Annotated in this window: 14 protein-coding genes; 9 read left to right on the top strand and 5 right to left on the bottom strand. The window is 64.7% G+C overall.

Annotated features, from left to right (window positions below; all coding sequences use genetic code 11):
• The first annotated feature begins 13 nt into the window (after window positions 1–13).
• The 3 genes from NLM32_RS20655 to NLM32_RS20645 all read left to right on the top strand — a co-directional run bounded on the left by NLM32_RS20655 (window position 14) and on the right by NLM32_RS20645 (window position 5,253).
• Window positions 14–496, top strand: a complete 483-nt coding sequence (locus NLM32_RS20655) for a (2Fe-2S)-binding protein (RefSeq protein ID WP_254130739.1) — start codon at window positions 14–16, stop codon at window positions 494–496.
• A complete protein-coding gene (locus tag NLM32_RS20650) occupies window positions 496–4,011 on the top strand; it encodes a molybdopterin cofactor-binding domain-containing protein (protein ID WP_254130738.1) in 3,516 nt (1,171 codons plus the stop codon). Before NLM32_RS20655 ends, NLM32_RS20650 begins: the two co-directional genes overlap by 1 nt.
• Window positions 4,012–4,320: 309 nt before the next feature.
• The gene (locus tag NLM32_RS20645; RefSeq protein ID WP_254130737.1) at window positions 4,321–5,253 is read left to right on the top strand and encodes an IS110 family transposase; all 933 of its coding nucleotides are present in this window, start codon (window positions 4,321–4,323) and stop codon (window positions 5,251–5,253) included.
• 90 nt (window positions 5,254–5,343) lie between these two features.
• Here the strand turns inward: NLM32_RS20645 and NLM32_RS20640 are convergent, their stop codons facing one another.
• Window positions 5,344–6,312 (bottom strand): catechol 2,3-dioxygenase, encoded by a 969-nt coding sequence (locus NLM32_RS20640; protein WP_254130736.1) that lies wholly within the window; start codon window positions 6,310–6,312, stop codon window positions 5,344–5,346.
• Between the two features lie 437 nt (window positions 6,313–6,749).
• Here NLM32_RS20640 and NLM32_RS20635 point away from each other — a divergent pair, with 437 nt between their 5' ends.
• The 4 genes from NLM32_RS20635 (at window position 6,750) to NLM32_RS20620 (ending at window position 10,525) form a co-directional block, all read left to right on the top strand.
• The gene (locus NLM32_RS20635) at window positions 6,750–8,486 is read left to right on the top strand and encodes an ATP-binding protein (protein WP_254130735.1); all 1,737 of its coding nucleotides are present in this window, start codon (window positions 6,750–6,752) and stop codon (window positions 8,484–8,486) included.
• Window positions 8,487–8,696: 210 nt separating this feature from the next.
• Entirely contained in the window at window positions 8,697–9,275 is a 579-nt protein-coding gene (locus NLM32_RS20630; protein WP_254130734.1) for a peroxidase-related enzyme, read from the top strand.
• Window positions 9,272–9,751: an MgtC/SapB family protein gene (locus NLM32_RS20625; protein WP_254130733.1), complete on the top strand. Its 480-nt coding sequence runs from the start codon at window positions 9,272–9,274 to the stop codon at window positions 9,749–9,751. Before NLM32_RS20630 ends, NLM32_RS20625 begins: the two co-directional genes overlap by 4 nt.
• Window positions 9,752–9,862: 111 nt before the next feature.
• Window positions 9,863–10,525 carry a flavin reductase family protein gene (locus NLM32_RS20620; protein ID WP_254135375.1) on the top strand — a complete coding sequence of 221 codons (663 nt, stop codon included), beginning with the start codon at window positions 9,863–9,865 and terminating at the stop codon, window positions 10,523–10,525.
• A gap of 7 nt (window positions 10,526–10,532) precedes the next feature.
• On the opposite strand, the gene NLM32_RS20615 is transcribed toward NLM32_RS20620, so the two are convergent.
• Entirely contained in the window at window positions 10,533–10,766 is a 234-nt protein-coding gene (locus tag NLM32_RS20615) for a DUF6894 family protein (protein ID WP_254130732.1), read from the bottom strand.
• A gap of 7 nt (window positions 10,767–10,773) precedes the next feature.
• Window positions 10,774–11,538 (bottom strand): Crp/Fnr family transcriptional regulator, encoded by a 765-nt coding sequence (locus NLM32_RS20610; RefSeq protein WP_254130731.1) that lies wholly within the window; start codon window positions 11,536–11,538, stop codon window positions 10,774–10,776.
• A gap of 113 nt (window positions 11,539–11,651) precedes the next feature.
• Here NLM32_RS20610 and NLM32_RS20605 point away from each other — a divergent pair, with 113 nt between their 5' ends.
• Window positions 11,652–11,855 carry a hypothetical protein gene (locus NLM32_RS20605; RefSeq protein WP_254130730.1) on the top strand — a complete coding sequence of 68 codons (204 nt, stop codon included), beginning with the start codon at window positions 11,652–11,654 and terminating at the stop codon, window positions 11,853–11,855.
• Window positions 11,856–11,889: 34 nt separating this feature from the next.
• On the opposite strand, the gene NLM32_RS20600 is transcribed toward NLM32_RS20605, so the two are convergent.
• Entirely contained in the window at window positions 11,890–12,033 is a 144-nt protein-coding gene (locus NLM32_RS20600; protein WP_254130729.1) for a hypothetical protein, read from the bottom strand.
• Between the two features lie 268 nt (window positions 12,034–12,301).
• Here NLM32_RS20600 and NLM32_RS20595 point away from each other — a divergent pair, with 268 nt between their 5' ends.
• The gene (locus NLM32_RS20595) at window positions 12,302–12,457 is read left to right on the top strand and encodes a hypothetical protein (protein WP_254130728.1); all 156 of its coding nucleotides are present in this window, start codon (window positions 12,302–12,304) and stop codon (window positions 12,455–12,457) included.
• 16 nt (window positions 12,458–12,473) lie between these two features.
• On the opposite strand, the gene NLM32_RS20590 is transcribed toward NLM32_RS20595, so the two are convergent.
• Window positions 12,474–13,100, bottom strand: coding sequence for a ParB-like protein (locus NLM32_RS20590; protein ID WP_254130727.1), 627 nt, complete (start codon window positions 13,098–13,100; stop codon window positions 12,474–12,476).
• Window positions 13,101–13,261 lie beyond the last annotated feature (161 nt).

Below are 13,261 nucleotides of genomic sequence, written 5' to 3'. Positions count from 1 at the left end.
TTTGGGAACGAGGATGACGCAGGCACCGATCCGCCTCACCGTGAACGGCAGGATCCACGACGTCGCGGCGGAGCGCCAGACGCCGCTGCTCTATGTGCTGCGCAATGATCTCGGACTCAACGGCCCGAAATACGGTTGCGGCCTGGGTGAATGCGGCACCTGTACTGTCCTGATCGACGGCACGGCCGCGCGCGCTTGCGTGATTCCGATCAGCGGCTGCGCCGGACGCGACATCGTGACGCTCGAAGGGCTCGGCACGCGCGACAAGCCTGATGTCGTGCAGCAGGCCTTCATCGCCGAGCAGGCTGCGCAATGCGGCTACTGCCTCAACGGCATGATCATGACCACCAAGGCGCTGCTTGCGATCAACCCGCAGCCGACCGAGCAGGAAGCGCTCGCCGCGCTGCGCTACAATCTCTGCCGCTGCGGCACCCATGTCGAAATCCTGCGCGCCGTGATGCGCGCATCGGGCCAGCTCGCCGAGGCCCGTGATTGATGTCCTCCCCGCATCCGAACGGAGCTGAGCGCGGCTCGCTCGTCGTCGTCCGCACGGTGGACGAGGTCACATCCGAAACCTTCGTCCGCATCACCGCCGATGGATCGGTCACGGCCTATAACGGCCACGTCGATCTCGGCACCGGAATCCGCACCGCACTCGGCCAGATCGTCGCCGAAGAGCTCGACGTCTCGTTTGCGCGCGTCGTCGTGGTTCTCGGCGACACCGCAGTGGTGCCGAACCAGGGCGCGACGATTGCGAGCGAGACCATCCAGATCACGGCCGTTCCCTTGCGCAAGGCCGCGGCACAAGCGCGGCACTTCTTGATCGCGCGCGCGGCCGAACGGCTGGAGCTGCCGGCCGAAGAGCTGACGATCGAGGACGGCCTCGTCCGCGGCCATAATCGCAGCGTCAGCTACGGCGAACTGATCGGCGGCGAAACCGTTCGCCTCGAGCTTGCCGATGATGTCGCCGTCAAGGCGGTCGCCGATTACGCCATCGTCGGCCGATCGATGCCGCGCGTCGACCTTCCTGCCAAGGCGACGGGTGAGCTGACCTTCGTGCACGATATCCGCCTGCCCGGCATGCTGCACGGCCGCGTGGTGCGGCCGCCCTATTCGGGCGTCGATGCCGGCCCCTTCGTCGGCACCAGCCTGATCGCGGTCGATGAATCCTCAGTGCGCGATATTCCCGGCCTCGTCGCCGTGGTCCGAATCGGCGATTTCGTCGGCGTGGTCGCCGAGCGCGAGGAGAACGCGATTCGCGCGGCCGAGCGGCTCGCGGTGAGCTGGAAGCCGACGCCTGAGCTCGCCGATCTCGCCGATGTCGAGACCGCGCTGCGCGCCCATCCGTCGACGCCGCGCACGCTGATCGACAAGGGCGACGTCGATGCGGCGATCGCCGGCGCTGCCAAGCCGATGCAGCGCACTTACGTCTGGCCGTATCAGATGCACGCCTCGATCGGTCCGTCCTGCGCGGTCGCCGACTTCCAGGACGGCAATGTCCGGGTCTGGTCGGGCACGCAGAACCCGCACGTGCTGCGCGCCGATCTCGCGCTGCTGATCGAACGTCCCGAGAGCGAGGTCGAGGTGATCCGGCTCGAGGCCGCCGGCTGCTACGGCCGCAACTGCGCCGACGACGTCACCGCCGACGCACTGCTGCTGTCGCGTGCCGTCGGCCGCCCCGTGCGCGTGCAGTTGACGCGCGAGCAGGAGCACGCCTGGGAGCCGAAGGGCACCGCGCAGCTCATCGATGTCAATGGCGGCCTCGACGCTCAAGGCGGCATTGCCGGCTACGATCTCGCCACGCGCTATCCCTCGAACGCGGCACCAACGCTCGCGCTGCTGCTTACGGGACGAATTCCATCCGAGCCCACCGTGCTCCAGATGGGCGATCGCACCGCGATCCCGCCTTACGACTACGACCACATGCGCGTCGTCGCCCACGACATGGCGCCGATCGTGCGCGCGTCCTGGTTTCGCGGCGTCTCGGCGCTGCCGAACACCTTTGCGCATGAATCCTATATCGACGAGGCAGCGACCGAGGCCGGCGTCGATCCCATCGAATATCGGCTGCGTTACCTGAAGGACCAGCGCGCGGTCGATCTCGTCAACGCGGTGGCCGAACGCGCCGGCTGGACGCCGCGTCCGGTGCGCGAGGAGAAGGACGGCGATATCGTCCACGGCCGCGGCTTTGCCTATGCGCTCTATGTCCACAGCAAGTTTCCCGGCTATGGCGCGGCGTGGTCGGCCTGGGTTGCCGACGTCGCGGTGAACAAGTCCACCGGCGAAGTCAGCGTCACCCGCGTCGTCGCGGGACAGGATTCCGGCCTGATGATCAATCCGGACGGCGTGCGCCACCAGATCCACGGCAACGTCATCCAGTCCACCAGCCGCGCGCTGATGGAGGAGGTCTCGTTCGAGCGCGGCGCAGTGGCGGCGCGGGAATGGGGCGCCTATCCGATCATCCCCTTCCCCGACGTGCCGAAGATCGACGTGCTGATGCTGCCGCGACAGGACCAGCCACCGCTCGGCGTCGGCGAGTCGGCCTCGGTGCCGAGCGCGGCGGCAATCGCGAACGCGATCTTCGATGCCACCGGCGTGCGCTTTCGCGAGCCGCCGTTCACGCCGGAGCGCATCCTGAAGGGGTTGCACGGTGAGGCGTCGCCCACACCTCAGGCCCTGCCCGCGCCCACCACGGCGCCAAAACCGTCGCGCATCTGGGAGAATCCCTTCGCCAAGCGCGCCGGAATTTTCGCGACGATCGCGGCCGTCTGCACCGCCGCGATCGGCATCGGCACGGCGCTGCTGCCAGGGCGGGCCATCGCGCCGATCGCGCGGCCCGATGCATCGGTCTATTCCGCCGCGACGATCGCCCGCGGTCAGCAGCTCGCAGCGCTCGGCAATTGCGCGGAATGCCACACCAGCCTCGGCGGCGTGCTCAACGCCGGCGGCCGCGCGCTTCCGACGCCGTTCGGCACCATCTACAGCACCAACATCACGCCCGACGTCGAGACCGGCATCGGCGCCTGGTCCTATCCCGCCTTCGAGCGCGCGATGCGCGAGGGGCTGCATCGCGACGGACGGCAACTCTATCCCGCCTTCCCGTACACGCACTTTTCGAAGACTGATGATGCCGACATGCAGGCGCTCTACGCCTATCTGATGGCGCAGCCCTCGGTGCGCGCAACGGCCCCTGCGAACACGCTCACCTTCCCATTCAACCTTCGTCCGCTGCTCGCGGGCTGGAATGCGCTGTTCCACCAGACCACGGAGTTCAAGCCCGATCCCGCCAAATCGGAAGCATGGAATCGCGGCGCCTATCTGGTCGAGAGCCTCGGCCATTGCAGCGCCTGCCATTCACCGCGCAATGCGCTTGGCGCCGAGCAGCGTAACGCCTATCTCGCCGGCGGCTTTGCCGAGGGCTGGGAGGCGCCGCCGCTGACGTCGCTATCGCAGGCTCCAATCCCATGGAGCGAGGACGAGCTGTTCGCCTATTTGCGTACCGGATATTCGCGTTATCACGGCGTCGCTGCCGGCCCGATGGCACCGATCGTCCGGGATCTCAAAGCGCTGCCCGATCCCGACATCCGCGCGATGGCGGTCTATCTCGGCTCGTTCAACGACACCGCGGCGGACGCGCCCGCGCTTGCGGCGAAGCTCGAGAGCACAACGCAAGTCACCGTCGCGTCCTCGACCGGCGCGCGGCTCTATCAGGGCGCCTGCGCGGTGTGCCACGAGGTCGGCGGCCTGCCGCTGTTCGGCAGCCGTCCCTCGCTCGCGCTCAACAGCAATCTGCACGGCATGACGCCGGACAATCTCGTGCAGGTGATCCTGCACGGCATCGCCGAGCCCGCCTCCAGCGATCTCGGCTACATGCCCGCCTTTGGGAATAGCATGAGCGACGCGCAGGTCGAGGCGCTCGTCGGCTTCCTGCGCGGGCAGTTTGCGCCGGACAAGCCGGCCTGGACCGGCGTCCGCGAGACGATCGCACGCGTGCGATCGTCGGCGCATTAAAGCAGAAAGCGGTGGCTGGAAGCTCGCCCGCGGCCATCCTTCGAGACGCCCGCCTGCGGCGGGCCCTCAGGATGAGGGGCGGAGTGCGTGGCGGCAGTTCAACAAGGCAAAGCTGCCCGTTAGCCTCATCCTTGTAAGTCAGATCGCGCCAGATCGGCTAAGATAGCCGGTGCGGTAACGGACGGGAGACCGCTTCATCCAAGGGCTATGAAGCCCGTGCCTCAGCGCGGCGCCCCGTCCGTTGTTCCATCGAACCCGAACAGTCGCGAGGGCCGCCTGGCGAGCCCGGTTGCGCAAGGATGGGTGCAGATGGACGCGATCTATGTTGGCATAGATGTATCTAAGGACCGGTTGGATGTTCATATGCGTCCGAGCGGAGAAGTGTTTGCCGTGGCGCGCGACGGCAAGGGCTTGGAAGATCTTGTTGCGCGGCTTGCGGCCTGTTCGCCGAGCCTGATTGGGCTGGAGGCGACTGGCGGCTTCGAGACGGTGGTCGCGGCAGCACTGGCCGGCGCCCAGTTGCCGCTGGCGGTCATCAATCCGGCCCAGATCCGGCACTTCGCGCAGGCGATTGGCCAGCGCGCCAAGTCCGATCCGATCGATGCCGCGGTGATCGCACGGTTCGTTGAGGCGGTGAAGCCCGCCCTGCGTCCCGTCCCGGACGAGCAAGCTCGCTTGCTGGCCGAACTGGTTGCCCGACGCCGGCAGATCATCGAGATGATCGTCGCCGAACGCCAGCGCGAGAAGCGGGTGGAGAATGTTCGCGTCCGCAAGAGCCTTGCCCGCCACATCAAGGTCCTCGAGAAGGAGCTGCCGGACATCGACAACGACATCGACACGCTGGTACGGGGCTCGCCGGCCTGGCGGGACCAAGAAGATTTGCTGATCACCTTCCCGGGGGTCGGCAATACACTCGCACGCACCTTCCTTGCCGAGGTGCCCGAACTCGGCACCCTCAACCGGCGTCAGATCGCAAGCCTTGCCGGCCTTGCTCCCTTCGTTCGCCAGTCCGGCCGATGGAAAGGCAGGAGCAAGATCGGCGGTGGACGAACTGCCTTGCGGGCGGCCCTCTACATGGCTGCCCTCTCGGCGATCCGATGCCACCCGCAGCTCAAGCTTTTCTACCGTCACCTCGTGAGCGCCGGTAAGCCGAAAATGGTCGCCCTCATCGCGGTCGCCCGCAAGCTCCTCACCATCCTCAACGCCATGCTCAGGGATCGAAAACCATGGCAACCCGCTTGACGAAGAACACAGTCGCTGAGGAGACTGCGAAGCAGCCGTCTCGAAGGACGAGGCGCTTGCTCAGAGCCCGCCTGGCGCACATGCTTTAGCTCACCCGTGCTTCTTCGCGTCCACCGGCGGCGTGCCGTGGGTGTGGAAGGATTCGATGGTCTTCAACCCCCAGGCCTGGCCCTTCTTGCGCTCTTCTTCCGTCCACACGATCGGCTTCCAGTCCGGTGCGAGGATGAGGCGGGCGCCGGCGTTGGCGACTTCGACGCGGTTGCCGCCGGGCTCGTAGACATAGAGGAAGAAGGTCTGCTGGATCGCGTGCTTGTGCGGGCCGGTCTCGATGTGCACCCCGTTCTCCAGGAAGATGTCTGCAGCGCGGAGAATCTCCTCGCGGCTGTCGAGCGCGTAGGTGACGTGGTGGAAACGGCCTCGCGTGCCGGAATGGTCGAGCGAATAGGCGAAGTCGTAGCTCTTGTTCGACATCGTCAGCCACATCGCAGCTTCGCGGCCGTCATTGAGCACGATCTGTTCGGTGAGGCGGCAGCCGAGATAATTCTCGAAGAACTCGCGGTTGGCCTTGATGTCGACGGCGAGGCAGTTGAGGTGGTCGAGACGGCGGACATTGACGCCGCGCGCTGGAAAACGCTGTGCCTGGTTCTTGAGCGCAGGTTTGAGCTCCGGCGGTGCCTGATACCATTCGGTCTCGTAATAGAGCTCGACGATGTGGCCATCGGGGTCGCGGCAGCGGAAGGTCGGCCCCTGCCCCATGTCGCCGTCGATCCAGCCGATGTCGAAGCCCGAGCCCTTCAACGCGGCGACGCGGCGCTCCAGCGCCTGCTGGCTGCGCGCGCGCAACGCCATGTGCTCCATGCCCGAGGTCTTCGACGCCGTCAGCTTGAGCGAATAGCGCTCGTAATCGTCCCAGCCGCGCAGGTAGACGGACTCGCCCTTCTGTCCGCTGACTGTCATGCCCATGACATCGACGAAGAATTTCAGGCTCTCGTCGGGCTTCGGCGTCAGCAGTTCCATGTGGCCGAGATGGGCGAGATCGAGGATCGGTTCGGGCTGCATGGGCTTCCTCCAGAAGCGTGGCGATCCGGTTCACGGGCATCGCGCAATCGGGCGCAGGGCGCAATCTTGATGGGTGCGCCCGGACGGCACTCGGCCACGGGCTCATTTGTACTAATGTACAAATGATTAGGTCCCGTCAACAAATCAACGCGTGGCGCCAGCGGCGTGGACCTCGTTCCCATCGATGAACGGCGGTCCCCCGAACGGCCGACGGACTGCCCGAATGGTAAAATCTTCCTTAATCGAATTTCGGCGCAAGAGCCCAACAAAGCAGCATTTTCCGGCCGATTCCGTGCCCAAGTATGCATTAGGTACAATCCAGCCTGCCGAATTTCGGCACATTTAACGAAGCTGCCGCGCCTGCCGTTTAACCGTTTGTGCAGCCCCACCTCGCATAGTCAGGGGCAAACTCCTCGGACTTTCCAGGTTCATCCATCGTGACTTCCTTTGGACGCGTCATTTCGGTACGCGGATCGCTCGCCCGGGTCGGGCTTCTGGCGGCAAGCCAGATGCCGGTCTCGGAGGTTCGGGCCACCGTCGGCCGCTTCGTCAGCATCCGCTGCGCCAGCTCGGTCATCGTCGCCATGATCACCGAGGTGTCCTGCGAGAACTTGTCGAGCCCCGACTACATCGCCATCGCCTCGGTCGACCTGCTCGGCGAGATCCTCAATGCCGCCGACAAGGCCAAATTCCAGCGCGGCGTCACCAACTATCCCACCATCGGCGATGCGGTCGACCTGATCACCAGCCAGGAGCTGCGTACCATCTACGCGCCGACCGGCTCGGACCAGATCAATGTCGGCTTCCTCCAGCAGGACCGTTCCGTCGTCGCCTATGTCGATATCGAGGAAATGCTCTCCAAGCACTTTGCGGTGCTGGGGTCGACCGGCGTCGGTAAATCGACCGGCGTGTCGCTGCTGCTCAACGAGATCCTGAAAGCGCGGCCCAACCTGCGCATCTTCCTGCTCGACGTGCACAACGAATACGGCCGCTGCTTTGGCGACCGCGCGCTGGTGCTCAACCCGCGAAACCTGAAGCTGCCGTTCTGGCTGTTCAATTTCGAGGAAATCGTCGACGTGCTGTTCGGCGGCCGCGCCGGCGTGCCGGAGGAGCTCGACGTCCTCGCCGAAGTCATCCCGATGGCCAAGGGCATCTACACGCAATACCAGAACACCGATCGGCTCGGCCTGAAACGCGTCGATCCCAAGCAGATCGGCTTCACCGTCGATACGCCGGTGCCGTATCGTCTGGTCGATCTGATCTCGCTGATCGACGAGCGCATGGGCAAGCTGGAGAACCGCTCTTCGCGCATCATCTATCACAAGCTGATCTCGCGCATCGAAGCCGTGAAGAACGACCCGCGCTACGCCTTCATGTTCGACAACGCCAATGTCGGCGGCGACACCATGGCCGAGGTGATCAGCCATCTGTTCCGCCTGCCTGCCAACGGCAAGCCGATGACGGTGATGCAGCTCGCCGGATTCCCGGCGGAGGTCATCGATTCCGTCGTCTCGGTGCTTTGCCGCATGGCGTTCGATTTCGGCCTGTGGAGCGACGGCGTCTCGCCGATGCTGTTCGTCTGCGAGGAAGCGCACCGTTACGCTTCCGCCGACCGCAATATCGGCTTCGGTCCGACCCGCAAGGCCGTCTCGCGCATTGCCAAGGAAGGCCGTAAATACGGCGTCTATCTCGGCCTGATCACGCAGCGTCCCGCCGAGCTCGACGCCACCATCATCTCCCAGTGCAACACGCTGTTCACGATGCGTCTTGCCAACGATCGCGACCAGGCGCTGCTGCGCGCCGCGGTGTCGGATGCGGCCGCGAACCTGCTGTCCTTCGTGCCCTCGCTCGGCACCCGCGAGGTGCTGGCGTTCGGCGAAGGCGTCGCACTGCCGACGCGGTTGCGCTTCAAGGAGGTGCCGCCGCACCAACTGCCGCGCGGCGAAGCCACCATCGCGAGCGTGCCGTCGATCACGTCGGGTCACGACATGCATTTCGTCGGCGCGGTGCTCGAGCGCTGGCGCGGCGCGACCTCGCAGCGCGACGTCCCGAACGACCCGGTGTTCCAGGCGCCGACGGCCAAGACGCTGGCGCCGGCCGAGACACCGATGCTGCAGCCCTCGATGGGCCTCGATCCGGACCGCTTCTCGCTGCTGAAGAAGCCGCTGCGGTAGCTCTCGTGTCCCGGACGCGCTGCAGCGTGCAACGCTGCTGCGCAGAACCGGGACCCACACCACGCACACTGAACTCTCGGAGACATGGGTCCCGGCTCTGCAGCGCACCGCTGAAGGAGCGCTGCGCTGCGTCCGGGGCACGAGAACAGCACATTGAGGCGGCCTCCCGCATCGACTATGGTTGCCGGCCCCAAGCCGGAATCCATGCCCATGACAAAGCCCGCGCAACGCTTCCCCGCACCCGCTCTCGACACGCTCCCTGACGACATCCGCACCCGTCTCCTCGCCGTGCAGGAGAAGAGCGGCTTCGTACCCAACGTGTTTCTGACGCTGGCCTACCGGCCCGATGAGTTCCGCGCCTTCTTCGCCTATCACGACGCGCTGATGGAGAAGGACAGCGGCCTCACCAAGGCCGAGCGCGAGATGATCGTGGTGGCGACTTCGGCAGCCAACCAGTGCCAATATTGCGTGATCGCCCATGGCGCGATCCTGCGCATCCGCGCCAAGAATCCGCTGATTGCCGACCAGGTCGCGATCAATTACCGCAAGGCCGACATCACGCCGCGGCAAAAGGCGATGCTCGATTTCGCGATGAAGATCTCGGCCGACGCGCAACGGATATCCGAGGAGGATTTCGCAAGCCTCGCCCCGCACGGCTTCAGCGACGACGATATCTGGGACATCGCGGCGATCGCGGCCTTCTTCGCGCTGTCGAATCGTCTGGCGAATTTCACCGGCATGCGGCCGAATGACGAATTCTACCTGATGGGACGACTGCCCAAGACATGACGGAGCTCGACTGGACAGAAATCCTGCTGCGCCTCGGTGTCGCGACGCTTGCCGGCAGCGCGATCGGGCTCAACCGCGATCTGCATGGCAATCCGATCGGGTTGAAGACGCTCGGTATCGTCGGCCTCTCCACCGCGACCATAGTCCTGCTCGCGTTGCAGCTCGCCGAGCCCAGCAGAGTTGCCGATGCGACGAGCCGGGTCATCCAGGGCATCCTCACCGGCATTGGCTTCCTCGGCGCCGGCGTGATCGTCCACGAGAGTGATCGATTTCGCGTCCGCGGTCTGACCAGTGCGGCCTGCACGTTCCTTGCCGCGTGCCTCGGCGTCGTCTGCGGCGCCGGACAATGGAGGATCGTTGTGGTCGCGTTGGCGCTGGCCTTCGCTGTGCTCACGATCGGCCGCCGGATCGAGCACTGGGTGCACCGAATGCTCGGCGGCAAGGACGAGCAGCACGGGGATCACAGGCAAACGTAGCGCCCCTTGCTCAAATCTTCCGCTCGCAAATTGGTCTGAAGCGCTGATAATTGCCTCGACAAATTTCGCGGTGGTCGCTGGCTCGACGACCGTTCCGACCTGAGAGACATGATGGACAGCAGTGCTCACACTCCCGACGACGTCACATTCGACTTCCGCGAGCTATCGGCGCGCGACAAGTACAAGCTGCTGATCGGCACCGTCGTACCGCGGCCGATCGCGCTGGTGACGACGGTTGATCCCGCAGGGAAGATCAACGCAGCGCCATTCAGCTTCTTCAATTGCCTGTCGGCCGATCCGCCGATCCTCGCGCTCGGCGTCGAGAACCATCCGGACATGCGGTTCAAGGACACCGGTCTCAACATCCGCCTGACCGAGGTCTTCACCGTCAACATCGTCTCGCACGCGATTGCCGAGGCGATGCATGTCTGCGCCGTGCCGTTCGCGCCGGAGCATGACGAGTTGAAGGCCGCTGGGCTAACCGCCATGCCGGGCAAGACCGTGGCGTCGCCCTGGATCAAGGAAGCGCCGGCCGCGTTCGAATGCCGCCGCCATATCACGCTCGAACTCGGCAAATCGCGTCAGATCATCATGGGCGAGATTCTGTTCGCGCATTACCATTCAGACGTCGTCGACGCCGAACGCCTGCACATCGACCCTGCCAGGCTCGATGCCATCGCCAGGCTCGGCGGCAGCACCTGCGCGACCATTCGCGATCGTTTCGACATGGAGACGCCGACGCTGGACGACTACTGGAGCCAGCGGCAGGCGTAGCACTGCTTCAGGCCTCCTCGACCTCGAGCGTGATCGATACCTTGAGACACGGGTCGTGCTGGCTTTCCCGGACATCCACGACGACATGATGGGCCGTGCCGGCAACGAACGCGTCGCGAGCTATGGACACGCCGGTGAGCACCGCCTCCTTGCGCGCGCCTTCCGCGTTGGCGAAGTCCTGCCCGGTCTCATCGCGAATGAAGCGGCCGTTCTCGTGGATGTCGAAATGAAATCGGGGCATCGGCGCCTCAAAGGGTTGGCGACTGGTGCAAATAACGGTCGTCGAAATCGGCGAGTTCCAAAAGTTTCCGTTCGTCGAGCACGGTGGCGTGGCCCCGATGGAACTCGACGATCCCTTCCTGGCGCAATTGCTTGATGACGCGGTTGGCGTGAACTGCGGTAATCCCGAGCGCCTCGCCGATCTGCTCCTGGGTTAGCGGCATCTCGAAACTTGCCCCGTCGACGCGCCCGATGATCCTCAGGCGCTCGCGCAATTCGATCATGACATGGGCGAGCCGCGCCGGCGCAGGACGCTGGCCGACATTGACGATCCATTCGCGAAACATCGCGGCATCGATCAGCGTGTCGCGCCAGAACAGCTCGGCGACGACAGGCCTGCGACGATGCAGCTTTTGCAGCGTCTCGTGGCTGATGAAGCCGAGCGTCGCCGGCGTCAGCGTCGACAAATCATGGTCCATCACGTGCAGGAACAGGCTCATCAGGTCCGGAATCTCGCCGGGGATGTGGAGCGAAAGGATCTGCCGCTTGCCGTTTGCGATCGTCTTGGAACGCGCGCAGAATCCGTCGGCGATCAGGCAGCAGTCGGTCGCGCGCTCGCCGTCGCGCACCACCGCCGTTTCGGCGGGGTACTGCCGCACCGAAATCGGAAGGGCTTCGATTTCGCTGATATCCTCGTCCGCGATCGCGGACGAGATGCGCAGGCGCTTGATGAGCGCCGCGCGGATCGCGTCGCTGGGCACGTCGTTTGCTCCGGTCGTGGAGATGGAACTCATGGCGCCTCAGCGCCGTCGGGATAAAAACCCGCAATCCACCAGCCAGGTTCCAACAAAAGTTAAGGACGCGAATTGGCTGCACATGGTTGGCTTGGCGCTCGAAAGGGCAAACCATGACCAAAAAGCGCAACCGAACGCGTCCCGCCCTGTCCCTTCAGGAACGCCTGGACAAGTTCACACAGGACGCGCGTGCCGCGGCAAAGAAACTGCCGCCCGGCGCAGAGCGTCACGCGATGTTGCAGAAGGTCCGCGACGGCGAAGCCGCCTCCGAGATGGAGCGCGCGTTATCCTCACCCGCTCCACAGGCTCCGAAGTAGTCGGCGCGGCCCGAGGCCGCAAAGCACGCCAATGCTAGTGCTTGTCCATCAGCGGAAGCGCCGGCGCGAAGCGCTCCGCGAAGGTCAGTGTCCTGGCCTGGTGGACTGCGGCAAACGAAGCCGAGATTCCGACCGAAGCCACCGCGAGCAAGGCAATTGCGAAAACCATACGGCGCATGTTCGCCTCCTGTGTGAGCTCGATACCCCTATTGATGGGATGGCTCTGTTTCAGGACGGTTTCGTCGGCGCGGAAAATGATTTCGCTCAAGCGGCTGTGATCGGATTCGGCTTACCGGACCGCAAGTCGTAACCAACTCATAAGTATCGCTGTCGTTTTGCGGCCAGCACGAGCGGGGAATTTCACGCCCGCGATCACGATCATGAATCGCAAGACGGCCGCGACGAGCAGCATTTGCTCGATTTCGGAGTGTTCGAGGAATAGTCAGATGAAAATCGTCATCGAAAGGCTCAATGGTCTGTGGCACCTCATCGTCGGATCGAGTCGGATCCGCACGCCCTTCCTGGAAACCCAGGACCGCGCGCTGGTCGTCACTTACGCCCGGCGTGTCTACCCCGGCGCCAAGATCTTCCAGCGCGACTGATGCAAGCGGGCGCGCCTCAATCGTCCGATGCCGGGCCGCACCAGCCGGGCAGATAGACTGCGTCCTTGCTCTTGGCCGCGGCCAAGGCCTTCTCCAGCGCCTTGTCGAAATTGGCATCGACCGCCTTGCGCGTCAGCTTGCGGCGCAGGAAATCGGCCCACAGAAATTCGGAGAACGGCGTGGTGTCCTTGGCGAAGCCGCCCATGCGGCGGAGCTCGCCGGCAAGGCTGCGGAACGGATCGTCCTTGAGGTCGACGACCGATTTCGGCAGATCGCGGAAGGGGCGACGCTCGCCCTTGCTGTCGTAAGGATAGACCCAGCGCTTGTTGTCCATCACGCCCCAGAACGCCTCGCGCTCGACCATGCGGAGATCGCCGACAACCGTCACCAGCACCTGCTTGATGCCCTCGTCGTGCAGCGCGCGGCCGAGATGGTGATGGTCGATCACGTAGTAACGTCCGTCGGGTCCGTAGACGACGGGGATCATATGGGTGCCGAGCAGATCGGACTGCTTCTTCTTGTCGTGCTCGCGCCAGCGCTTGCGCTTCTCCTTGACCTCGCGCATGCCGACCGTCATCTGCGTTGGTCGAAGCGACAGGATCGGCACCGGGTGCACTCTCGGCTCGCGTGCGTTGGGGGTCATGATCGAGGCCTCTCGGTTGGTTGCCAAAGCTTGTGGTTGCGAAGGCTGGTCAGGGTTCCCGATTATGCCATGGGCCCTGCGGCGGCAACATGCGTTCGCAGCGCCAGGCGCCATTGTCCAAGCGATTGTTGCAGCGCAACCCGCGGCCCTGACACCGGGAT

The sequence above is a fragment of the Bradyrhizobium sp. CCGUVB14 genome (assembly GCF_024199935.1).
In the GTDB taxonomy this organism is placed as follows: domain Bacteria; phylum Pseudomonadota; class Alphaproteobacteria; order Rhizobiales; family Xanthobacteraceae; genus Bradyrhizobium.
This window is presented reverse-complemented; position numbering and strand designations above follow the sequence as displayed.

Bases quoted from the DNA above. Each gene is read 5' to 3' on its own strand.
- NLM32_RS20655 (WP_254130739.1), top strand. From the start codon at position 14: ATGACGCAGGCACCGATCCGCCTCACCGTGAACGGCAGGATCCACGAC.
- NLM32_RS20650 (WP_254130738.1), top strand. From the start codon at position 496: ATGTCCTCCCCGCATCCGAACGGAGCTGAGCGCGGCTCGCTCGTCGTC.
- NLM32_RS20645 (WP_254130737.1), top strand. From the start codon at position 4,321: ATGGACGCGATCTATGTTGGCATAGATGTATCTAAGGACCGGTTGGAT.
- NLM32_RS20640 (WP_254130736.1), bottom strand. From the start codon at position 6,312: ATGCAGCCCGAACCGATCCTCGATCTCGCCCATCTCGGCCACATGGAA.
- NLM32_RS20630 (WP_254130734.1), top strand. From the start codon at position 8,697: ATGACAAAGCCCGCGCAACGCTTCCCCGCACCCGCTCTCGACACGCTC.
- NLM32_RS20625 (WP_254130733.1), top strand. From the start codon at position 9,272: ATGACGGAGCTCGACTGGACAGAAATCCTGCTGCGCCTCGGTGTCGCG.
- NLM32_RS20620 (WP_254135375.1), top strand. From the start codon at position 9,863: ATGGACAGCAGTGCTCACACTCCCGACGACGTCACATTCGACTTCCGC.
- NLM32_RS20615 (WP_254130732.1), bottom strand. From the start codon at position 10,766: ATGCCCCGATTTCATTTCGACATCCACGAGAACGGCCGCTTCATTCGC.
- NLM32_RS20610 (WP_254130731.1), bottom strand. From the start codon at position 11,538: ATGAGTTCCATCTCCACGACCGGAGCAAACGACGTGCCCAGCGACGCG.
- NLM32_RS20605 (WP_254130730.1), top strand. From the start codon at position 11,652: ATGACCAAAAAGCGCAACCGAACGCGTCCCGCCCTGTCCCTTCAGGAA.
- NLM32_RS20600 (WP_254130729.1), bottom strand. From the start codon at position 12,033: ATGCGCCGTATGGTTTTCGCAATTGCCTTGCTCGCGGTGGCTTCGGTC.
- NLM32_RS20595 (WP_254130728.1), top strand. From the start codon at position 12,302: ATGAAAATCGTCATCGAAAGGCTCAATGGTCTGTGGCACCTCATCGTC.
- NLM32_RS20590 (WP_254130727.1), bottom strand. From the start codon at position 13,100: ATGACCCCCAACGCACGCGAGCCGAGAGTGCACCCGGTGCCGATCCTG.